The organism is uncultured Erythrobacter sp., assembly GCF_947492365.1.
Classification (GTDB): domain Bacteria; phylum Pseudomonadota; class Alphaproteobacteria; order Sphingomonadales; family Sphingomonadaceae; genus Erythrobacter.
Map to the genome: position 1 here is coordinate 2007706 of NZ_CANLMB010000001.1, position 21746 is coordinate 2029451.

Annotated in this window: 22 protein-coding genes and 1 tRNA gene; 18 read left to right on the plus strand and 5 right to left on the minus strand. The window is 61.2% G+C overall.

Annotated features, from left to right (window positions below; genetic code table 11):
- Nucleotides 1-1158, plus strand: a complete 1158-nt coding sequence (locus Q0887_RS09560; protein ID WP_299194318.1) for an N-acetyltransferase — start codon at nucleotides 1-3, stop codon at nucleotides 1156-1158.
- A gap of 302 nt (nucleotides 1159-1460) precedes the next feature.
- Nucleotides 1461-2252 carry a response regulator gene (locus tag Q0887_RS09565; protein WP_299194320.1) on the plus strand — a complete coding sequence of 264 codons (792 nt, stop codon included), beginning with the start codon at nucleotides 1461-1463 and terminating at the stop codon, nucleotides 2250-2252.
- 24 nt (nucleotides 2253-2276) lie between these two features.
- Here the strand turns inward: Q0887_RS09565 and Q0887_RS09570 are convergent, their stop codons facing one another.
- Nucleotides 2277-3338, minus strand: a complete 1062-nt coding sequence (locus Q0887_RS09570; RefSeq protein ID WP_299194322.1) for a sensor histidine kinase — start codon at nucleotides 3336-3338, stop codon at nucleotides 2277-2279.
- Between the two features lie 176 nt (nucleotides 3339-3514).
- On the opposite strand from Q0887_RS09570, the gene Q0887_RS09575 reads away from it, so the two are divergent.
- The 3 genes from Q0887_RS09575 (at nucleotide 3515) to Q0887_RS09585 (ending at nucleotide 5633) form a co-directional block, all read left to right on the plus strand.
- Complete coding sequence (locus Q0887_RS09575) at nucleotides 3515-3712, plus strand: NepR family anti-sigma factor (RefSeq protein ID WP_299194324.1); 198 nt, start codon at nucleotides 3515-3517, stop codon at nucleotides 3710-3712.
- Nucleotides 3709-4332 (plus strand): sigma-70 family RNA polymerase sigma factor, encoded by a 624-nt coding sequence (locus Q0887_RS09580; protein ID WP_299194326.1) that lies wholly within the window; start codon nucleotides 3709-3711, stop codon nucleotides 4330-4332. The genes Q0887_RS09575 and Q0887_RS09580 overlap by 4 nt, the downstream gene beginning before the upstream one ends.
- A gap of 83 nt (nucleotides 4333-4415) precedes the next feature.
- Entirely contained in the window at nucleotides 4416-5633 is a 1218-nt protein-coding gene (locus Q0887_RS09585) for an AI-2E family transporter (RefSeq protein WP_299194328.1), read from the plus strand.
- Between the two features lie 6 nt (nucleotides 5634-5639).
- Here the strand turns inward: Q0887_RS09585 and Q0887_RS09590 are convergent, their stop codons facing one another.
- A complete protein-coding gene (locus Q0887_RS09590) occupies nucleotides 5640-6929 on the minus strand; it encodes a cation:dicarboxylase symporter family transporter (protein ID WP_299194330.1) in 1290 nt (429 codons plus the stop codon).
- Nucleotides 6930-7033: 104 nt separating this feature from the next.
- Between Q0887_RS09590 and glmM the strand changes: the two genes are divergently transcribed.
- The 3 genes from glmM to thiD are packed head-to-tail and all read left to right on the plus strand — an operon-like array spanning nucleotide 7034 to nucleotide 9407.
- Nucleotides 7034-8371, plus strand: a complete 1338-nt coding sequence (gene glmM / locus Q0887_RS09595) for a phosphoglucosamine mutase (RefSeq protein ID WP_299194332.1) — start codon at nucleotides 7034-7036, stop codon at nucleotides 8369-8371.
- An 11-nt stretch (nucleotides 8372-8382) separates the two neighbouring features.
- A complete protein-coding gene (locus Q0887_RS09600) occupies nucleotides 8383-8607 on the plus strand; it encodes a DUF1272 domain-containing protein (protein ID WP_299194333.1) in 225 nt (74 codons plus the stop codon).
- On the plus strand, nucleotides 8604-9407 hold the full coding sequence (thiD, locus tag Q0887_RS09605; RefSeq protein WP_299194335.1) for a bifunctional hydroxymethylpyrimidine kinase/phosphomethylpyrimidine kinase: 804 nt from the start codon (nucleotides 8604-8606) through the stop codon (nucleotides 9405-9407). Before Q0887_RS09600 ends, thiD begins: the two co-directional genes overlap by 4 nt.
- Here the strand turns inward: thiD and Q0887_RS09610 are convergent.
- Together Q0887_RS09610 and Q0887_RS09615 are read right to left on the minus strand one after the other, a co-directional pair.
- Nucleotides 9404-10276, minus strand: a complete 873-nt coding sequence (locus Q0887_RS09610; RefSeq protein WP_299194337.1) for an LOG family protein — start codon at nucleotides 10274-10276, stop codon at nucleotides 9404-9406. The genes thiD and Q0887_RS09610 overlap by 4 nt on opposite strands.
- 70 nt (nucleotides 10277-10346) lie before the next feature.
- A tRNA-Gln gene (locus tag Q0887_RS09615) sits at nucleotides 10347-10420 on the minus strand.
- Between the two features lie 180 nt (nucleotides 10421-10600).
- On the opposite strand from Q0887_RS09615, the gene Q0887_RS09620 reads away from it, so the two are divergent.
- Together Q0887_RS09620 and Q0887_RS09625 are read left to right on the plus strand one after the other, a co-directional pair.
- Complete coding sequence (locus tag Q0887_RS09620) at nucleotides 10601-11800, plus strand: Ppx/GppA phosphatase family protein (RefSeq protein WP_299194338.1); 1200 nt, start codon at nucleotides 10601-10603, stop codon at nucleotides 11798-11800.
- Between the two features lie 4 nt (nucleotides 11801-11804).
- Nucleotides 11805-12470: an RlmE family RNA methyltransferase gene (locus Q0887_RS09625; protein ID WP_299194339.1), complete on the plus strand. Its 666-nt coding sequence runs from the start codon at nucleotides 11805-11807 to the stop codon at nucleotides 12468-12470.
- 16 nt (nucleotides 12471-12486) lie between these two features.
- Here the strand turns inward: Q0887_RS09625 and Q0887_RS09630 are convergent, their stop codons facing one another.
- Complete coding sequence (locus Q0887_RS09630) at nucleotides 12487-13200, minus strand: cytochrome c family protein (protein WP_299194341.1); 714 nt, start codon at nucleotides 13198-13200, stop codon at nucleotides 12487-12489.
- 156 nt (nucleotides 13201-13356) lie between these two features.
- On the opposite strand from Q0887_RS09630, the gene Q0887_RS09635 reads away from it, so the two are divergent.
- The 8 genes from Q0887_RS09635 to bla all read left to right on the plus strand — a co-directional run bounded on the left by Q0887_RS09635 (nucleotide 13357) and on the right by bla (nucleotide 21726).
- Nucleotides 13357-14250, plus strand: a complete 894-nt coding sequence (locus Q0887_RS09635; RefSeq protein WP_299194342.1) for a prephenate dehydratase — start codon at nucleotides 13357-13359, stop codon at nucleotides 14248-14250.
- A gap of 82 nt (nucleotides 14251-14332) precedes the next feature.
- Nucleotides 14333-15181, plus strand: coding sequence for a hypothetical protein (locus Q0887_RS09640; RefSeq protein ID WP_299194344.1), 849 nt, complete (start codon nucleotides 14333-14335; stop codon nucleotides 15179-15181).
- A complete protein-coding gene (locus Q0887_RS09645; protein ID WP_299194345.1) occupies nucleotides 15178-16449 on the plus strand; it encodes a DUF4350 domain-containing protein in 1272 nt (423 codons plus the stop codon). The genes Q0887_RS09640 and Q0887_RS09645 overlap by 4 nt, the downstream gene beginning before the upstream one ends.
- A 62-nt stretch (nucleotides 16450-16511) precedes the next feature.
- Complete coding sequence (locus tag Q0887_RS09650) at nucleotides 16512-17468, plus strand: MoxR family ATPase (protein ID WP_299195310.1); 957 nt, start codon at nucleotides 16512-16514, stop codon at nucleotides 17466-17468.
- Between the two features lie 4 nt (nucleotides 17469-17472).
- Nucleotides 17473-18813: a DUF58 domain-containing protein gene (locus Q0887_RS09655; RefSeq protein WP_299194347.1), complete on the plus strand. Its 1341-nt coding sequence runs from the start codon at nucleotides 17473-17475 to the stop codon at nucleotides 18811-18813.
- On the plus strand, nucleotides 18810-19901 hold the full coding sequence (locus Q0887_RS09660; protein WP_299194348.1) for a stage II sporulation protein M: 1092 nt from the start codon (nucleotides 18810-18812) through the stop codon (nucleotides 19899-19901). Before Q0887_RS09655 ends, Q0887_RS09660 begins: the two co-directional genes overlap by 4 nt.
- Complete coding sequence (locus tag Q0887_RS09665; protein WP_299194350.1) at nucleotides 19898-20827, plus strand: RDD family protein; 930 nt, start codon at nucleotides 19898-19900, stop codon at nucleotides 20825-20827. The genes Q0887_RS09660 and Q0887_RS09665 overlap by 4 nt, the downstream gene beginning before the upstream one ends.
- Entirely contained in the window at nucleotides 20824-21726 is a 903-nt protein-coding gene (gene bla / locus Q0887_RS09670) for a class A beta-lactamase (RefSeq protein ID WP_299194352.1), read from the plus strand. The genes Q0887_RS09665 and bla overlap by 4 nt, the downstream gene beginning before the upstream one ends.
- The last annotated feature ends 20 nt before the right edge of the window (nucleotides 21727-21746 follow it).

Consider the following 21746-nt stretch of genomic DNA (forward strand, 5'->3'; position numbering starts at 1 on the left):
GTGACGGATGCGCAGATAGGTATCGAGGCAATCAACGACAAGAAAGGCCGCGCGCGCTTTGTCGATTTGGGGCGGGAATTCGCAGCCGGAGTAGAGAACTCGGTCCCGCAGTTGCGCAGCGAACAGCTTGAACTGATCGATCCGGGCAAGAACCCCTTTTTCGGCCACGCGCGCGCGCAGCTTTTCATCGCGCATCGCGGCGGAAAGCCCGTGGGCCGGATTTCGGCGCATATTGACGAACTCGCGCTCGAAATGCCGGTCGAGCAAGGCTTTGGCCCTGGCACAGGCATGTTCGGCTATTTCGACGCGGAGGATGCAGAGGTTGCTTCCAGATTGCTTGAAACGGCGGAAGGCTGGCTGCGCGATCAAGGGATGAAGCGCGTTGTCGGGCCGATCTCAATGTCGATCTGGGAAGAGCCGGGCCTGTTGGTCAAGGGGCAGGATCACCCGCCCGTCATCATGATGGGACACCACCCGGCGCATTATGCCGGTTGGATCGAGGGGCATGGATATGGGCGCGCCAAGACGCTCTACACCTATGACCTCGACATCATCCCCGAGTTCCCGCCGCTGATCCAGCGGATCGTTAAATCGGGTGAGCGCAGCGCCAAGATTACTGTCCGGCAGGTGCGCAAGAAGGACTGGGACGCAGAAGCCGCCAAGATCCTCGGCATTCTCAACGATGCATGGTCGGACAATTGGGGCTTCGTCCCGCTGACCCCGGAAGAGGTTGCCTATACCGGGGTCAAGCTGAAGCCGATCATCCATGAAGAGCTCAATATGATTGCAGAGATCGACGGGCGGCCCGTTGCCTTCATGCTGACCTTTGCCGACATCAACCACGTCCTGTCGCGTATCAACGGCAAGCTGTTCCCGTTTGGCTGGTTCCATCTGCTGCGCTGGCTGCGCCACCCGACGGGTTCGGATATGCGCGTGCCATTGATGGGGGTACTCAAGGAGTTTCAAAATTCGCGCATGGCCAGCCAGCTCGCATTTATGATGATCAGCTACATCCGGCGCAATTCGGTGAAGAAGTTTGATTCCACCCGCGCAGAGATAGGCTGGATTCTCGAAGACAATCAGGGGATGGTTGCGATTGCCGATGCGATCGGAAGCTCGATCAACCGCGAATATGCGGTTTACGAGAAAGCGCTTTAGCGCTCACGACCCGGCTCATTGCTGCCGATACGAAAAGGCCTCCAACCTGTTCGGATGGAGGCCTCGGGATCGTATCACCGGCCGCTTGGACGGGAGGGGGGTCTCGGCGGTGATATTGGGAAAATGCGCAGGAGGCCCTCCGGTTCCCACTCAATTGAAGTTTTTTCTTCATGAATTACTCCGAACTGGATCATTGCCGAATTTTCCCGCAGAATTCAGCCAATAATCAATGGTTCAATTGTGGGGACGCGAATGTGGCGCTATGGAATCGCGCGTTGCTGTTCGGGGCGGGAGAGGATTAGATGTCACTGGGTCAGCAAGTTGCAGAAAGTCTGCCCTTTTTGCGGCGATATGCCCGCGCGCTAACCGGCACACAGCAAACTGGCGATGCGCTGGTGCGAGCAACACTCGAAGAGGCTTTGTCCAATCCCGAACTCAAACGCTCGCTGCAAAGTGGGCGGGTTGCGCTTTACCGTGCTTTCCATTCGGTTCTGGAGCGCGAGGCGACCAATGCAGGCGAGCGACTATCGCCGACCAGCGAGCACGAAGCGGGCGCCCAGGATCGGCTCGAAGCAATTGCCCCGCTGAACAGGCAAGCCCTGTTATTGACCACTCTGGAGGAATTTACAGCGCACGACGCATCGCAGGTGATGGATATTGACGTCGCCCGCATCGAAAGTCTGGTCAATGAGGCTTTGGCAGAAATTGCGCGCGAGCAAACGACCAGCGTGCTCATCATCGAAGACGAGCCGCTCATTTCGATGCAGCTGGAGGACCTCGTTACCGGGATCGGGCACAGCGTGTCAGGCACCGCTGCAACTCGCACGCAAGCCCGCGAAGCCTTTGCCGAGCGGGAGCCGGGTCTGGTTCTGGCTGATATCCAGCTTGCCGATGGCTCATCCGGCTTGGACGCGGTTGACGATATCCTTGCCATAACCAATGTGCCGGTGATCTTCATCACCGCCTATCCGGAACGTTTGCTCACCGGCGACCGCTTGGAGCCGACCTATCTGGTGACGAAGCCATTCCAGGAACAGGCCGTGCGCACCGCGATCAGTCAGGCGCTGTTCTTCAAATCGGGGCGTCCGGTCTAATAGGTTTCGCCTACGAACCAGTTCCTATTCGCGCATTTTGAATTCAGTTCGAAGCCGGATCGGCACATTGATCGTACAGCGCACACCTTCGGGCAGAAACTCTAGCTCGACACGGTTTTTCAGCTCATGTGTGACGATCTTTTCGATCAGTTCGGTGCCGAAACCGCGCGGTTGGGACCCTGCAACCTCGGGGCCACCACTTTCGCGCCATTCAACCTCGGCAATATTGCCTTCTTTCAATTGCCAGCGCACACCAACCTGGCCGCCCTTCTCACCAAGAGCCCCGAACTTTGCTGCATTGGTTGCTAGCTCATGCATCGCCAGGCCGAATGATAGCGCATCTTTGGGGGCCAATTCGACATGCGGTCCGGCGATCTCGACGTCATGCACGCCGTCTTCCGCAAAATAGCCGATCTCCGCCTCGACAATCGCGTTGATCGGAGTGGTTCCCCAATCGCTCGACGCGAGAAGTTCGTGCGTGGCCGATAACGAGCGGATGCGGCCTTCAAGACTGTCGGCGAAATCATCGAGATTTTCCGCCCGCCGGCGCGTCAACGCCAGGATCGAAAGGACATTTGTGAGCGTGTTTTTCACCCGGTGACTGAGCTCGTGGCTCATCGAATCGCGGATCGAGTATTGCTCAGCAAAAAATTCGAGCTGCATACGGTTCTGATTTGCCTGTTTGGCCAGCATACGGACAACCAAGGAGAGCAAGCAAGCAAGCGCCAGTCCGAACATAAGCGTGAACATCGAACCAGCAGAGAGCAACCGGCTCTCCTGCATCTCTACGACCAGCGTCAGATCGCTTCCTGCGGCATCAAACCGTTTGGCGGGGACAGCATCGTCGATACCGGCCGCATCTAAAGGCGCCGAGACGAGCAGTTCCCCGCTTTCAGGTTCACCCTGATAGACACGGATTTCGGATTTACCGGGCGCATATTGCTCGATTGTGTAAACGCTGGAGGTTGTGATCGCGCCAATTGCAAGGAACAGCAGCGCGGGCAATGCTCGCGGATAGCGCGCCAGCCAGTCGCCTAGCCAGCTTTGCCTGTGATCGGCATTCGCCAATTCCGCTGATCTGACCAAGTGATCCCTACCTGTATTGCGTGTTTTACCCTCAGCCCCCAGCCTCTTCTTGCGGCAGGGATACAATCACGGAACCAAACACGAGGCGCTTCGTTCCCAAATAGACAGGTGTGCATGGCTGCTCCAGCCATGAGCTGTGGGTTTGTGCGAATGTGTGGGGCAAGTAGGAAGGCCATATGACCTCGAGCAAGAAGCAAGAGCACGGCAAAACGCCCGACAAGGATGCGGCTCCCGCATGGGCCGACGGCCTCAAGAAGCTGTACGATTCAGTGGTAGAGGAACCGATTCCCGATAGTTTCAAGAATCTGCTCGCCCAGTTTGACGAGGTGGATGAAACTGACAAGACATCGGGTGCCGGTGGACACGAGACGTGAGCACTTCTCCCCCTCCTCCAACCCGTACAGCGGACCAAAAAGCCCAGTTCAAACGCGAACTGACTGGAGTCGTGCCGCATTTGCGCGCTTTTGCACGCGGCCTTTGCGGACGCGCCGACATGGCCGATGATCTGGTGCAGGAAGCGCTGCTTAAGGCGTGGGCCGCGCGGGACCGGTTTGAGCCGGGCACGTCCTTGCGCGCATGGACCTTTGTGATCCTGCGCAATGTCTATCTCACCGATATGCGCCGCAATCGTTTTCGCGGGGAATATGACGAAGGGGTCGCGGAAAGGATTCTGATCGCGCCTGCAGGGCAGGAAGAACCAATCCACCTGTCCGACATGCACCGCGCATTGCTCACTCTACCGGCAGAACGGCGCGAGGCGCTGTTGCTGGTAGGGGCAGGCGGATTCTCCTATGAGGAAGCCGCAGAGATATGCGGCTGCGCGGTTGGAACGATCAAAAGCCGGGTAGGCCGTGCGCGCGCGACGCTCAGCTCCATGCTCGAAGATGGCGACCTGCCCGATCGAACCGGAAACGAACCGGCGGCGCACAGGGCAATTCTGGAAGAGCTTGACCAGGTCGCAGCAGGCAACGGCACAGCCTCGGCCAAAGTCTGATCGGTTGATTACTACCTGACCGCGCCGCTTGGCTTGTCAGGTCAGCGCTGCAATAAGGCATCTCAAATCCGGGATGCCTCCACATGACCAGCCAAGCGCCTGAAATTCCGCCTCGATCCGAAACGGCTCGCTCAGAAAACGCCCGCCGCCGCAATCAGCGGCGACTGCTTCTGGCGGAGCAAGAGCTGCGCCTGATGTCGGCGCTGGTCCTGTTGATCGGGATTGGCCTGTTTCTGGCTCTTCCTTTTGTTCTTTCCGTCGGGTCAGTGGTCTTTCTGCCGTTGGTGACTGCGGTATTGCTGACGATCCTGTTGTCACCTCTCGCCGACCGGCTGGCGAAACTCGGTCTGCCCAATGTGCTCGCCTCGCTCGGCGCGCTGACACTGTTCCTTGGCATCTTGCTGCTGGCGCTCGCGCTGATCCTGCAACCCGCGCTCGCTTTGTTCGACACGCTGCCCGCGATTACAGAGACGGTCGGACAGCGCTTTGCCGAATTGCGCAATGAGTTTGAATGGCTCGCCATCGCGAATGAGGAATTGGCCAAGCTGATGGGCGATAGCGGCGCGCGCGAAGTGGTGCTCGCCACTCCCAGCCTCCTGGAGGAAATCGCCTTCGCCACGCCTAGCGTCGTGCTTGAAGTGCTGATCATGTTCCTGATGGCGTTTTTCATGATCGAGGCACGGGTGCGGATGCGCCGTCATCTGCTGTTCGACCGCGCAAGCTTCGGCTCCAGCGTCAAAGCTGCGCGGGTCATGCGCGAAGTGCAGGACCGCGTCGCCTCCTACATCATCACGGTCGGCCTAATAAATGCAGGCGTCGGCGTGATCGTCGCGCTGGGCGCTTGGGCATTGGGCGTGGACGCACCGATCATGTGGGGAGGGCTCGCCGCGATGCTGAACTTCATTCCCTATGTCGGGCCGCTGGCAATGACTGCTCTGCTGGGTCTGTTCGGCATCGGCACCGCTGAGACAGTGCTCCTCGGCCTGATTCCGGCAACTGCCTATATCGCGCTCCATACGATAGAGGCGAATGTCATCACCCCCTCTATCCTCGGCGCGCGATTTACAATGAGCCCGGTGATGATCCTGATCGCCCTGTCCTATTTCACATGGATATGGGGCGTTGTTGGCGCGCTGCTTTCTGTGCCGATCCTGCTGACATTGACCGCTTTGTTCGACCATATTGGCAGGCCCAATCTGGTCGGCTTCATCTTTGGCGAGCCCTTGTTCAAAAGCGATGTGTTCGAACGCGGGCTTGAGGATGAACAGGCCGGGCCAGCCGCCAAACTGACCGGTAGCTAGCCGCGCCTAATCGCCTCTGCTGCGATCCACCGCGCTCGTCACCGCGACATTCATCGTAACATTGGCGAGCGTGCGCATCACATCGGGCAGCATTTCGACCGCGACCAGCAGCACCAGCGGCTCGATCGGCACGCCCATCGCCAGCGCAATCGGGCCGATAGAGACGACAAAACTGATTGATCCGGGCAGGCTGACCGAGCCGATGCTGATCACCAAGGCAACCACAATCCCCACCAGCATCAGAGTGAAGGGCACCGAAATCCCCGCAAGCTCGGCCACGTAAAGCGCCACTGCCAAATTCATCGCCACACTTGTCGCGCGGAAAATCGCCACAGCGAGCGGCAGGACAAACTCCGATGTGCTGGATCGCAGGCCCAGCCGCGATGCGCTGTCGAGCATCGCTGGCAGGCTGGCGAGCGAGCTTTGTGTGGAAACCGCAACCGCCTGCGCCGGCAGCACAGCCTTGGCGAATTTGAGCAGGCTTACACGTCCCATCACCGCCGCCAGTGCATAGGCGAGCACCAGAATGAACGCTCCCATCGCGGAAACGACCAGAATGTAGTGCCCCAGCACCGCAAAGGCTCCGCCCCCGCTGCGCAAACCCACGCCAAAGGCAAGCGCGGCCACACCCAAGGGAGCGATCCACAAGACCCAGCCGATGATCAGCAGCATCGCATTGGCGAGCGCGTGGAAGAAGCCGAGCAAGGTTTTGCCCTGCGCGGCCGGTAGCCGCGTGATCGCCACTGCAAACAGCGCGAAGAATACGGTCAGCGGCAGCATACTCGTCTCTGCCGCCGCAGCGATAATGTTCGGAGCGATCAGCGATTTGAGGAATTCGAGGATGCCGGGAACTTCCTGACTGTCAGTGGCACCATCGGCGACAAAGCCCGCAGCCTCTTGCGGAATGGCAAAGACGTTCAGCAGCAAAGGAAGCACCAATGCGGTGAACAAGCCGCCTGCCACCCCGACGCCTAGGACTAACATGATGAAGCGCCGCGCCGCCTTGCCCGCGCTGGCCGCTGCAACCATTTGCGACAGGCCCAGCACCAGCAATGCCGCCACCAGCGGAATGATCGTCATCTGCAAGGCGCGCAGCCAGAGCGTGCCCACAAGCGCGACTCCTTCGCGCATCATTTCGGGAATTTCGCTGCCCGAAAACGCGACGCCTAGCCCCAGCCCGATCACTAATGCGGCAAAGGTAGCGATGACGGGTAGACGGATTGTCACCAGCTCGAAACCGCTCTCGATTGTGGCTTTCGCAGCGCCTTCGCCATTCGTTTGAGATGTATCGGTCAACAATTCGGTCCTTTAGACGGGCCCCTGCCCCTTCCCTTCCGGCGATAACCGCGCCAAAGCGGCATGACAAATCATCGCGGCTATTCACACAGGATTTCGTAGGCATGGCACGCAACTTCTTCGGCACTGACGGGATCAGGGGCCGCACCAATGCCGGTATCATCACGGCCGAAACCGCAATGCGGGTCGGTCAGGCGGCGGGTAACTACTTCGTGCGCGGGGGCCACCGGCACCGTGTGGTAATTGGCAAGGACACGCGGCTTTCGGGCTATATGATGGAAAGCGCGCTGGTCGCGGGCTTCACCAGTGTCGGCATGGATGTGATCATGACCGGCCCGCTGCCGACCCCTGCGATCGCGCTGCTCACCCGCGAAATGCGCGCCGATCTGGGCGTGATGATCTCGGCGAGCCACAATTTGTTCCCCGATAACGGCATCAAGCTGTTCGGCCCCGACGGCTTCAAACTGTCGGACGAGGCCGAGGCCGAGATCGAGGCACTGCTTGATACCGAACCCAAGCTTGCCGATTCAGAACATATCGGACGCGCGCGCCGGATCGAGGATGCGCGCGGGCGCTATATCCATGCGGTCAAAAACTCGGTGTCGAACGAGGTCCGCTTTGATGGCCTCAAAGTTGTGGTCGATTGCGCGCATGGGGCGGCCTATCAGGTTGCCCCCTCGGCGATCTGGGAGCTTGGCGCAGAAGTGATCACGCTCGGCGTCAATCCCAACGGCACCAATATCAATGACGGGGTCGGTTCGACCGCAATCGAGGCGCTTCAGGCAAAGGTGGTCGAGGAAGGCGCGGATATCGGCATTGCTCTCGACGGCGATGCCGACCGGCTGATCGTTGTCGATGAAAAGGGCACCAAGGTCGACGGCGACCAGATCATGGCATTGATCGCGACCCGCATGCACGAAAAGGGCGCACTGACCGGCGGCGGCGTGGTTGCCACGGTCATGTCGAACCTGGGGCTTGAACGCTATCTCGCCGGGCTTGGCTTGACGCTGGAGCGGACCAAGGTGGGTGACCGCTATGTGCTGGAGCGAATGAAAGAAGGCGGATTCAATGTCGGCGGCGAACAATCGGGTCACATGATCCTGCTTGACCACGGAACCACCGGCGACGGCACAGTTGCGGCCATGCGCGTGCTCACCAGCCTCGTCCGCTCACAAAAGCCTGCGAGCGAGATCCTGCACCTGTTCGATCCCGTCCCGCAACTGCTCAAGAATGTCCGCTATGAAGGCGGCGCGCCGCTCGACAATGATAGCGTGAAATCGGTGATCGCAGCGGCAGAAGCGGAACTGGAAGGCAAAGGCCGGTTGGTCATCCGCCCCTCGGGCACAGAGCCGGTGATCCGCGTCATGGCCGAAGGCGACGATGCGAGGCAGGTCGAAAGCGTGGTTGACCGCGTGTGCGACGCCGTGCGCGCGGCTAGGTAAGGAGAGACGCGATGCTCGAAATGCGCCCCGATTGCGAGAAATGCGGCAGCGACCTCCCCGCAGAGGCGCCCGGCGCCTTCATCTGCAGCTTTGAATGCACCTTTTGCGCGCTCTGCGCAGAGGAAGCTGACGATGTCTGCCCCAATTGCGGCGGCGAGCTGATGGACCGGCCCACCCGCGCGGCGGCTCTGCACGCCAAATATCCGCCCAGCACCGAACGGAAATTCAAGGGATGAGCAAGAGCCCCCCAAGGGTGCTCTCGATCGCCGGTTCGGATTCTTCAGGCGGTGCGGGGGTGCAGGCCGATATCAAGACCATCGCGATGCTGGGCGGCTATGCGATGAGCGCGATCACAACCGTAACTGCGCAGAACAGCGTCGGCGTGCAAGCGATTGCGCCGATGGCGGGCAGTGTTGTTGCGCAGCAGATCGCCTCGTGCATCGACGATATTGGCATCGACGCGGTGAAGATCGGGATGCTCCACGATGTGGAGATCATCGAGGCCGTGGCCGAAGCGTTGAAGGACGTCGAAGCGCCGATAGTGCTTGATCCGGTGATGATCGCCACCAGTGGCGCGGCTCTGATCGCCCCCGACGCGATCGAAGCCATGCGCGAGCGGCTGTTTCCGATGGCGGAACTGGTGACGCCCAACCTTCCCGAGCTTGCGCATCTGCTGGAGCGTTCGCTCAGCGATTCCTCACAGATGGCCGAGGCTGCCGAAGAGCTTGCCAACAAAACCGGTGCAGCCGTGCTGGCCAAAGGCGGGCACACATCGGACGAGCGGATCATCGACATTCTCTATGTGCCCGGCGGTCGTGCTGTGCAGTTCAACCACGCGCGCATTGACACCCGCCACACCCACGGAACGGGGTGCACTCTGTCATCGGCGATTGCGACGCTGCTCGGCCACGGACAGCCGCTCGAACACGCCGTGCGGCTGGGGCGGAATTTCGTCATCCGCGCGATCGAGAACGCGCCTGGCTTTGGAGAAGGCAATGGTCCGCTAGGCCATCACGCGGTCAGAAGTTTGGACTAGCTCTCGATCTCGTAAAATTCCGAGATGTGCTCCCACGCCTCATCCGCGGTTTCGCACCAGTGGAACAGGTCGAGGTCCTTTTTAGAGATCGTGCCTTCTTCGGCAATCGCCTCAAAATCGACGACACGGGTCCAGAAATCCTTGCCGAACAGCATGATCGGGATCGGCTTCATCTTGCCGGTCTGGATCAGGGTTAGCAGCTCGAAAAATTCGTCAAACGTGCCAAAGCCGCCCGGGAACACCGCAACGGCACGCGCGCGCAGGAGGAAGTGCATTTTGCGCAGCGCGAAATAGTGGAAATTAAGCGACAGGTACGGCGTCACATATGAGTTGGGAGCCTGCTCATGCGGGAGCACAATGTTGAGCCCGATGGACTCGCTGCCCGCATCGCTTGCGCCGCGATTGGCCGCTTCCATAATCGACGGCCCGCCGCCTGAACACACCACAAACTGCCGCTTGCCGTCCTCGATGATCGCTTTTTCTGAGACCATTTTGGCAAGCTTGTGCGCCTCGGCGTAATATTTCGCCTTGTCGGCCAGACGCTGAGCGACCTTCTGGTCCCACTCGTCGCCATCCTTGGCTGCATCGATCTTGGCCTGCGCCTGTTCGGGAGAGGGAATGCGCGCCGAACCATACATCACCATGGTCGAACCCACACGTGCTTCGTCGAGCAGCATTTCGGGTTTCAACAGCTCCAGCTGGAACCGCACCGGGCGCAGCTCGTCGCGCAGCAGGAAATCGGTGTCACTAAAAGCAAGCTTATAAGCGGGATGCTCGGTCTGAGGGGTTTTGTCGGGGGCTTCGTCGGCGAACCGGCTTTCTTCGCCGGCGCGGTAGAATTTGCGATCTGTTAGGTCTTTGTCAGTCATTTATCCTCCCCTAGGCGCGCAGCATCATGCGGGCAAGGCAGCGTTTTGTCGGACTGTGATCGAAAAAGATTGGATGCCCCGTGAGGATTCGAACCTCAATTGACGGAGTCAGAGTCCGTAGTCTTACCATTAGACGACGGGGCATCAGCATCAGCGGAGCGGAATCACCGGGCTCCCCGACGCGAGACGCGCCATCTAGGTTTGCGCGAGCGCGCGGTCAAGGCTCATCAGCGCTCTGTCTGCTTGCTCTGTTGCCGCGCTTGGTTTAGCTTTGTCTTCAGGTGCTGGCGCTAATTTCGCGTCAGTGAGATGAAAGAATGACTTATGGCGGACCATCCTCCGCCGGACATACATAAGAAGGCTGGTAAAAAACGGGGCGGCAAGTCCGGCAAGGTAGCCGATTTTCGCTACAAGCGCTCCAATCAGCCCAACAGTACAAGCGGCCAGAAACGCGGCGCATCGGCGCACGCGGGGCCTCCTCGCAAATTCACCGGCAATCCGCCCCCGCGCAAGGGAGAGGCCTATGCTGCGCTCGATCTTGGCACCAACAATTGCCGCCTGCTGATCGCGCGGCCTTCGGGCAAGGATTTCACCGTTATCGATGCTTTCAGCCGGGTGGTGAAACTGGGCGAAGATCTTGCCTCGAGTGGCAGGCTTTCGGACGAGGCGATGGACCGCGCGATGGGTGCGCTCTCCATTTGCGCGGACAAGCTGCGCCGCCGCAATGTCCGTCTGGCGCGCTCTGTTGCGACCGAGGCCTGCCGCCGCGCGTCAAATGGTGCAGATTTTATCGAGCGGGTGAAACGCGAAACCGGCATTGTGCTCGACATTATCAGCGCCGAGGAAGAGGCGCGGCTGGCCGTTCTGGGCTGCCATATCCTGCTTGAGCAAGGCCACGGGCCGGCGGTGATCTTCGACATTGGCGGCGGCTCGACCGAGCTGGTGCTGATCGAACCGGGCGGGAAGATTCCGCATATTATCGACTGGCAAAGCGTTCCCTGGGGCGTTGTTTCGCTGACCGACACCATTGCCCGCAAGGGCAGCGGGCCCGAGGCGCGGCTGGATCGCTATGCCAGAATGCGCGCGGCGGTTTCAGAGAGTTTTGCTCCCTTTGCCCAGCGGATCGCCGAGGCATCGACGAGCGATGACATTCGCCTGCTGGGCACCAGCGGGACGGTAACGACGCTGGCCAGCCTGCATCTCAAATTGCCGCATTATGATCGCAAGGCAGTCGACGGGTTGATAGTGCCATCGCATTCGATGCGCACAATCAGCACGCGGCTTTCGGCCATGTCTCCAGAGGAACGCAGCGAATTGCCTTGTATCGGGCATGACCGCGCCGATCTGGTGGTGGCGGGCTGCGCGATTCTTGAATCGATCCTAGACCTGTGGCCCGCCGAACGGCTTGGCGTTGCAGATCGCGGCATTCGTGAGGGCATTTTGCGCAGCCTCATGGCAGCCGAACGCCAGAGCGAGCGCAGCCTCAAGGCGCTTGCACAGCAGCGCTCAGGCAAGACAGGCTGACACAATGACACGATCCGGACGCAATCCCGACCGCAGGGTCAAAACCGCGAAGAAGCGCACCGAAAGCTCGACCCGCTGGCTGCAACGCCAGCTCAACGATCCATACGTGAAGCAGGCCAAGGCAGACGGCTATCGCAGCCGCGCTGCATACAAGCTGATCGAATTGGACGACCGGTTCAGCCTTATTCGCGGTGCAAAGCGCGTGGTCGATCTGGGCATTGCGCCGGGCGGGTGGAGTCAGGTGGTGCGCGCCAAGGCTCCCAAGGCGCAAGTGGTGGGCATCGACCTGCTGGAAACCGACCCGATTGAAGGCGTTACCATTTTCCAGATGGATTTCATGGATTACGCCGCGCCTGCGAGGCTGGAAGAAGCATTGGGCGGCGCGCCTGACCTCGTCCTTTCAGACATGGCGGCGAACACGGTCGGCCACAAACAGACCGACCATCTGCGAACTATGGCTCTGGTCGAGGCTGGCGCGTGGTTTGCGGTGGAGACGCTCGACAAAGGCGGGGCGTTTGTGGCCAAGGTGCTGGCAGGTGGGACCGATACCGAGCTGCTTTCGCTGCTCAAACAGCACTTCAAGAGCGTCAAACACGCCAAACCCCCGGCGAGCCGCAAGGGCTCATCGGAGTGGTACGTTGTTGCTCAGGGATTCAAGGGACGCGAGTAACCCGCCCGCCTGAAATTTACGCGCCTGCTTCTTCGAGCTCGGCTGCGGCTTCTTGCTGCGCTTCGGCTTCTGCAGCGCCAGCTTCTACCGCTTCGTTTTCTTCCACTTCGACATCGGCATCGCTCTCTTCAGCGGCGACTTCGACATATTCGGGGATCGGCAGGTTCGAACCGAAGGAGTTCATATACATCGCAACCGCTGCACGGTCCTCGATGCTCGACAGGCCGGCAAAGCTCATCTTCGTGCCATCGACATAACGGCGCGGGCTGGCGAGCCACTGGTTCATTTCTTCCCAGCCCCAATTGCCGCCAAAGCCTGCCATGGCAGGTGAATAGCTGTAGCCGGATACGCCGCCGACAGGAGCGCCCATAATGCCATAAAGGTTCGGACCAACACCGGCAGCGCCGCCTTGTTCGACCGTGTGGCAAGCCTGGCACTTGGCAAACACGCGCTCACCCGCTGCGATCTGTTCGTTTTGGGGCATCCCGTTGAGTACTTGGTCGATGGTCACAACAGGGCCCGCAACCACGCCCGTGTCGACACCCTCGATCACATAACCCAGCGTGTCAGGCCGCTGCGGCGAGTCGCCGTGGAACACCTTGCCCGCCACAATCGAAAGGCCAAGGCCCAGACCGGCTGCAAAAAGCACCCAGCCCGCTGTGGTGTTGAACATATCGCTAGAGCCTTCTTCGGCGCCGTGCGTTGCGTCGTTGGTGGTTTCTTGAGTCATGTTGGCGCCCCCATAATCCCGCCCTCGTGCCTGCGCAAGGCGAAACACATCTCGAAATGGTGCATCATTTGCAGCTTCAATTGCGTCACGCAAATCTGGCCGTGTGCAAAGACCCCCTTGCCGCCCGACCATGCGCGCTTTAGCAGGCAGCCCATCATGCGCAGTTTTCCTGGCCCCGCTCTAGCGATTGTCGATAGTCTGCGCAAAGCCGCAGAGGCTGACCCTGCCCGCGCGATTGCGTTTCAGGGCTCGCCCGGCGCCAATTCGCACCGCGCCGCCACCGAAGCGCGGCCCGACGCCAACCCGCTCCCCTGTTTCAGTTTCGAAGATGCATTGGAGGCCGTGAAGGACGGCCGCGCCGGACAAGCGATCATCCCGATTGAAAACTCGCAGCACGGCCGCGTTGCCGATATCCACTTTCTTCTGCCTGAAAGCGGGCTGGCGATTGTGGGCGAATATTTCATGCCGATCCATCACGCGCTGATGGGCCTTGGCGAAGGGCCTTTCGAGGCTGCCTACAGTCATCCGCAGGCGCTCGGCCAGTCGCGCTTCTATCTGCGCGAGCGCGGGATTGTGCCTTTGAGCTATGCCGACACCGCAGGCGCAGCGGCCTTCGTGGCGGAGAAAGGCGATCCCAAACTCGCTGCCATCGCGCCGAAGATCGCTGCCGAACTCTACGGCCTCAACTTGATCGAGGAGAATGTCGAGGATAGCGACGACAATATGACGCGCTTCGTGATCCTCGCTGACAAGCCGACCACAATTAACATCGAGCGGGGCAGGCCTGCGATGACGACTTTCGTGTTCGAAGTGAAGAATATTCCTGCCGCGCTTTACAAGGCGATGGGCGGCTTTGCGACCAACGGCGTCAATATGACCAAGCTGGAAAGCTACCAGCAAGGCACCAGCTTTTCCGCCACTCGCTTCTATGCGGATATTATCGGCGTGCCCGGGGATCCGGCTGTGGACCGCGCGCTGGAAGAATGCGCTTTCCATTCCAAGGAATTGCGCCTGCTGGGAACCTATGAGCAAGGGCGCAAGCGCGGCTGATTGCGGGCAAAATCGCATCGTGTGGCGAAGGTTGTTGCACGCGGGCACAGACCATGCCACCAACTAAAGCGCGATGACGCAAATGGGGTCGACTACTTTCAATGATGCAAGCGGGGCTGGCGGCACAGTAGGCTCGCCCGCGCCCCCGGCCCCTGCGCCGCCTCCGATCGAAACTTCCCCTTTGCCGCAGCGCGACTTTGACCTCGAACCCTTCGAGCCGGTAAATGATGGCCGGATCAACGATACCGGGGCAAGTGATGTTCCGGCCACCGTTCCAGAAGGGTGGTCAGAACTGCGCGACAACCCGAATATCCAGTTCGAGGAAATCCCACCTCCGCCACCGCCCGAGCCGCCCGAGCCCAACTGGTTCACCGATGCGCTTGTGTCGTTCTTCGGGTTTCTAGGAGATCTATTCTCGCCTGTCGGGCAGCTGCTCGGCGTGTCATGGCCCGTCCTGCAATGGGTGTTGCTGGCGGCGGCGATCCTCTTTGTCCTCTATATGATCGCGCGCAGCATCGGCCCGCTTTCGCGCAGCGCGCGGGCGAAGAAGAAGGCCGTGAGCGAGCCCGAATGGCAACCCGATCACGAAGAAAGCGTCGCTCTGCTCGAAGATGCTGACCAGCTTGCCGCGCAAGGCAAATATGACGAGGCAACGCACCTGCTGCTCCAGCGCAGCGTCGGGCAGATTTCGCAGGCGCGGCCCGACTGGGTCGAACCGTCCAGCACCGCGCGCGAACTCGCCGCCCTGCCCGCTCTGTCAGAAAAGGCGCGCGCAGCCTTTGCCACGATTTCGGAGCGGGTTGAGCGCAGCCTGTTCGCGCTTCGATCACTCAACAAGGGCGATTGGGAGGCTGCGCGCGATGCCTATGCCAATTTCGCGCTTGCCCCGATTGATGGCGGAAACGCCGCCGAACGGAAACGCGTTCTATGAGCGGCATGGCAAACCGCGCACGCAACACTTCGCCCTTTTCGCGCGCAGGCGTGCTGGCGGTCGTGCTGGTCGGCTTCGGCTCGTTCCTCGCGCTGCTCTATTTCCTGGGCGCGGATGATACGGGTGATACGGGCAGAGCAGGCCCCGCTCATGCCGCAGCTGACGGGCTCAACGGCTATTCGGGCCTTGTGACCCTGCTTGAGAAAGAGGGCTATGACGTCGAGCGTTCGCGCAGCCGCGACGGATACCAGACTTCAGAACTGCTGATCCTGACCCCGCCGCAATTCCTCGATCCCGAGGAGCTTTCGACGATCCTTGAGAACCGCCAATATTACGGCCCCACTCTCGTCATTCTGCCCAAATGGTCCGCGATGCGCGCGGACATGTTGGGCCGCAATTTGGACGAAGATGTGCCCGAGGACTGGGTCGAAATATTCGGCGCTGACGCGGTGCGCTGGGCCGAGGATCTGCCCGAGCCCTTTGCTTTCACCCATGTCTCCGAAGAATTGGGGGAAGACGAAGCGCCCAATTGGGAAGGGATGGGAATTTCCGGCCAATTGCCCACAAGCTCTATCCTCTACGCTGAAGAAAACGGCGCGCATGAAGCGCTGGTCACTGACGCAGCGGGACACGTCCTCGCCTTCAACTTGATCGGCTATGAGGGCACCGATTATTACGAGAACGCGCATTGGACGACCTTTGTGGTCGAGCCGGACCTGATGAACAATTACGGTATGGCTGATGCGCAGCGCGCCGCCGCTGCTGTCGCGCTGGTGCGTCAGGCGGGCTATTCGGACATGGAGCGGATCACCGTTGATCTGACGCTCAATGGTCTAGGCGGATCGACCAACCTTTTGACGCTCGCCTTCCGCCCGCCCTTTCTCGCCGCGACCCTGTGCCTGCTGCTGGCCATGCTGATTATCGGCTGGCGCGCTTTCATGCGCTTTGGACCGGCTGCGGCGAGCGAGCAGGAAATTGCATTCGGTAAACAGCGGCTGGTGAGCAACGGCGCAGGCCTGATCGTACGCGCAGGGCGGCTGGGGCTGCTGGCTGAACCCTATGTCCAACTGGTCGAGCGGCGGCTTGGCCGCGCGCTTGGTATTGCCCGGCCCGATGCCGAAACAATCGATGCAGCGCTCGCAAGAAGGCTCCCCGATGAAGAGCCATTCTCGCTGCGCACCGCCCGACTTCACAACGCCACCAAACCGATGGAAATTCTGCGCGCAGCCCGCGCGCTCAATGATCTGACAGGGAAACTCGCCAAATGAGTACAGATTCCGAAAATCCACCTATCGCCCAGCCAGCGGCCAGTGCCCCGCAAGAGATCGGCATGACTCTGGGCGATGTGCGCAACCTCGCCAATGCGATCCGTGCCGAAGTGGCCAAGGCGATCGTTGGACAGGACGAGATGGTCGACGCTTTGCTGGTCGCGATGCTCAGTCAGGGGCACGTACTGCTCGAAGGGCCTCCGGGAACGGCGAAGACTTTCCTCGCGCAGGCTTTCTCGACCGCGCTTGGCCTCGATTTCGGGCGCATCCAGTTCACACCCGATCTGCTGCCGGGCGATATTCTGGGCTCAAACCTGTTCAACTTCCAGACCAGCCAGTTCACGTTGACGCGCGGGCCGATCTTCTGCGAGCTGCTGCTGGCGGACGAAATCAACCGCACCCCGCCCAAGACGCAGGCCGCTTTGCTCGAGGCAATGCAGGAACGCCGCGTGACGCTGGACGGCGAGACGCACGAACTGGGCGACCGGTTCATGGTGGTCGCAACGCAGAACCCTATCGAGAACCAGGGCGTCTATCCGCTGCCCGAAGCGCAGCTGGACCGCTTCCTGTTCAAGCTGCTGGTTCCTTATCCCGACGAGGCCGAAGAAACGCGGATCGTGACGAGCTATGGCTCTCGCCAAGGCCCGCAGCGCCCCGCCGATCTGGGTGTCACCGCGGTTGCCGGTGCGGACAAGCTTGCAGCGGCGAGCGCAGCGCTCGACCATATCACGGTCGCCCAAGAGATCACACAATATGTCGTGCGACTGGTGCGCGCGACGCGTGAGCATGCAGAGCTTGCCGTGGGCGCCAGCCCGCGTGCCGCCGTGATGCTCGCCAATGCAGCAAGGGCGCGCGCCGCGCTGGATGGCCGCGCCTATGCGATCCCGGATGATGTGAAGGCGCTTGCGGTGCCGGTGCTGCGTCACCGCCTGACGCTCAGCCCGGCGGCCGAGATCGAAGGCCGCGATATCGAGGCCTTGGTAGCAGAACTGATCGAAACGACCGAGGCGCCGCGCTAAACCGATGCGCCCCGGCCCTTTCCTTCCTCTGGTCCCGACCCAGCGCGCGGCTTGGCTGATCGTCGGCTTCGCGCCGGTCGCGCTGCTGATCGCAAGCCTCTATCCGCAATTGTGGATCGTCGCGCCGATTGCCGCTGTGGCGGTTGTCGTGCTGATCGTGCTCGACGGATTGCTGGCCGGTGGCTGCGAGGAATGGCAGGTTGTGGTGCCCGCTGACACCGAAGTCGGGCAGCCAACCGCGCTCGACATTCACGCGCGCTTCAAAGGCAGGCTGGTCACAGGGCCGGAGGGCGCGCTCGAATTCGATCCCCGACTTGCTCCGACCGGCAGGGCAACGATCCCGCTATTCTCCGAGCCCGATACGGGCGCGCATAGCGGCAGCATCGATGCTTTCCCCTCGCGCCGAGGCACTGCCGAGATCACCCGCGCATGGCTGCGCTGGAGCGGTCCGTTGGGACTGGGCGCGCGGCAGACGCGGATGGTGCTGGAAGAGCAAGCCGTGCGCATCTGGCCCGACCTGTCGCCGGTGCGCTCCAAAGAACTACAGACCTTCATGCGCAATGCCACGACCGGCCTGATCGCGCGGCGCATTCGCGGCGAAGGCACGCAATTCGAGGCTTTGGCTGAGTATCAGCCCGGCATGGACCGGCGCAAAATCGACTGGAAGGCCAGCGCGCGCCACACGCACCTTTATGCCCGCGAGAATGAGAGCGAGCGCAACAACCAGATTGTCTTCGCTTTCGATTGCGGACAGGCCATGTGCGAGCCGGTCGACGGCATGGCGCGGATTGACCGCGCTGTGACAGCAGCGCTCACTTGCTCCTATGTCGCACTCAAAGGCGGCGACAAAGTCTCGCTGTTCGGCTTCGCCCAGCGCCCGCAGGTGATGACGCCTTTCGTCAGTGATTCCAGAGCCTTTCACCGGTTGCAAAGCGCCGCCGCTAGCCTTGATTACGACGCGGTGGAGCCGAATTTCACGCTCGCGCTGGCGACGCTTACTGCCAAGCTACAGCGCCGCTCGCTGATCGTGCTGTTCTCCGATTTCACCGATCCAACCGCCGCGGAAATGATGATCGAGAGCATCGGGCGGCTGGTCGATAAGCACCTCGTCCTGTTTGTTACCATCGCCGATAGCGAGCTAGAGACCTTTATCGACAGCGAACCCGATGACATCGCCACGATCGCGCGTTCGGTCACAGCGGACACGCTGCAACACCAGCGCCAGATCGTGCTCCAGCGCCTGCGCCGGATGGGTGTGGACGTTATCGAAGCACCTTACAGCCAGATCGGCTACCAGCTGATCGACCGTTACTTCCTCATCAAAGGAAGCGAGGCCATCGGATGAAGGCGCCGACACAGGGATCTTGGTTCGGCCGTTCGGGCCTTTCCACACCGACCGATATCGAAAGCGCGAGCCTGCGCTCCGACCGCTTCCGGCTGGAGCGCGAGGGCGACTGGCAGCGGCTTGAAGGGATCGTGAAGCGGATGGAAAGCGGCGGACTACGCAAGATTTCCGACGAAGACCTGCTTGCGCTCCCCACGCTCTATCGCACCGCTGCATCAAGCCTTTCGGTCGCGCGAGAGACATCACTGGATGCCGCAACGCTCAGCTATCTGGAAAGCCTGGTCCAGCGCGCATGGTTCCAGGTCTATGGCCCGCGCAAGGGCTTTTTCGCGTGGCTGCGCGAGTTTCTGTTCGGCGGATGGAGCCGCGCGGTGCGCGAAATCTGGCTCGACATCTGTATCGCGCTGTTCGTGATGGTCGCGGGCGCTGTGGTCGGCTGGCTGCTGGTCGCGCAGGATGAGGAATGGTTCTACCGCCTTGTCCCCGGCGCCATGGCGCAAGGCCGCGTTCCGGGTGCCAGCCGCGAAGTCCTGATGGAAACGATCGAGGTCGAGGAAAGCACCGGCGGATTGTCCGCTTTTGCCGCCTCGCTCTTTGCCAACAATGCTGCGGTCTGCATCCTCGCTTTCGCGCTCGGCTTCGCCTTCGGCATCCCGTCCATGCTGCTGCTGATCTACAATATGGCGCTTTTGGGTGCGATGCTGTGGCTGTTCGCTGATGCGGGCCTCGGCGTCGAGTTTGCCGCATGGCTGAGCGTGCATGGAACGACCGAGCTGTTCGGCATCCTGCTTGCCGGAGCGGCGGGCCTGCATATCGGGCGCTCGATGGCGTTTCCGGGTGACCGCACTGTGCTCGAATCCGCAGCGGTAAGCGGGCGGCGCTCCGCCGTGGTGATGGTCGGCGTGGTCATCATGATGATCGTTGCAGGCGTGCTCGAAGCTTTCCCGCGCCAACTGGTCGAGGGGCACGAAAGCCGCTTTGTCATTGGCGGCGTTTTCCTTGCCTTCTGGCTGGCTTATTTCTTCCTCTATTTCCCGCGCTCGATCGAAGCCGAGGCGGATGACAATGTTTCGGAGCAGCCGGCGTGAACGCGGCAAGCACCATCGACCCGAATGAGAAGCGCAAGCGCGAGCTGGTCACGCCGGAGGGGATCGCAGTGCCTGTCACAATTGCCTCGCGCGGGTCGCGGCTGGGGGCACTGATGCTCGATTTCGTCATCCTCGTGGTGGCGATGTATATTATCGAGCTGATTATAACCTTTGTCGCACTAGGGACTTTGGGCAGCGCCGGGCCAGACTCAGACAACATTTCCGGCGCAACCGAATTTCTTGTCGTGGTCCGCTTCATCATCGGTTTTGTGATGTGGTACGGGTATTTCCTCGTGCAGGAGCTGGGGCCGCGCGGCGCGACTTTGGGCAAGCGCGCGGTCGGCATCCGCGTCGCGGCGCGCGGAGGCGGCAGGCTGACACCCGAGGCGATCATTGCCCGCAATCTCCTGCGCGATATCGAGATTTTCTACCCGTTGATCTTCCTGTTCGGATCGCTGATCTTCAGCGCATTGGGCTTTGACCCGGGCAACTATTTCTGGGCGGCGCTGCTGTGGTTCTTCGTCTTCCTCGCCTTCCCGTTCTTCAACAAGGACGCGATGAGGGCGGGCGACGTGATCGCGGGCACATGGGTGGTCGAAGCACCGCGAACCAAGCTCGCCGATGCGCTCTCGACCCAGGGCGCAGCAGTGGGCGGGTCGAGCCAGGTTACCGGAGCGCGCTACGAATTCGGCGATGCGGAGCTGGCCGTCTATGGCGAGCACGAATTGCAAACGCTCGAGCGGATGCTGCGCGAAGCCCAGCCCGAAGCGCTTGCGGCAGTCCATGAAACGATCTGCCGCAAGATTGGCTGGAACCCCGGCGCAGGCGATGAACGCGCCTTCCTCGAAGCCTTCTACTCACAGCTTCGCGCCAAGCTGGAAGGCGATATGCGCTTCGGCGTGCGCAAGGCGGACAAATATTCATGACACTGGACCGGCGCGCCTTTGTTCAGGGCTCGCTGGCGACGGGACTGGCGCTGGGCGCTGCGGCCTGTGTACCGCTGGACCAGAGCAGCGCTGGAAGGCTTGCTGCCAATCTACGGATCATCGAGGCGCATGCGGGCGGGACATTGGGCGTGGAGTTCTTCGACACCGCGAGCGGGATGTCGATCGGGCACAACCGCGATGCGCGCTTTGGCCATTGCTCATCGTTCAAGACCTCGCTCGCTGCGATGCTGCTCCAGTACCGGGAACGCAATGGCGATTTGGTGCGCGAGGTTGAATTGCGCGCCGAGGATGTGCTGGGTCACTCGCCCTTCGTCGCTGTGCGCGTGGGCCAGAGCGCGAGCCTGTTTGAGCTGGCGCAGGCGACTCAGCGTCTGTCCGACAATGCGGCGGCCAATATCTTGCTGCGCGAGCTTGGCGGACCTGAAGCGATGACCGCATTCTGGCGCTCAATCGGCGATGATGTCAGCCGGCTCGACCGGATTGAGCCCCATCTCAATCATGTTCCGCCCGGCGAAGTGCGCGACACCACCACCCCCCGCGCAATGGCCCGCACGCTGGCAAGGCTCGTCTATGGCGATGTCTTACGAGAGCGGGACCGCTCACTGCTGCGCCACTGGATGATCGACACCAGCACCGGCGCGCGCCGTGTTCGCGCAGGCCTGCCGCAGGACTGGCAGGCGGGCGACAAGACAGGCACCTCAATCTGGCCGGACATGGGAAGTCTCTATGTCGATATCGGCTTTGTCGAACCGGCAGGGCGCGCACCGATCACCTTCGCCGCCTATTTCCGCACGGCAGAACGGACGGACGGCATCGACCCCCAGGCCGAAGCCGTGCTTGCGCGCGTCGGCGAAGTGCTGACCCGCTTCGCAGCCTGACCGCGCGGGTTTAGCCCCCT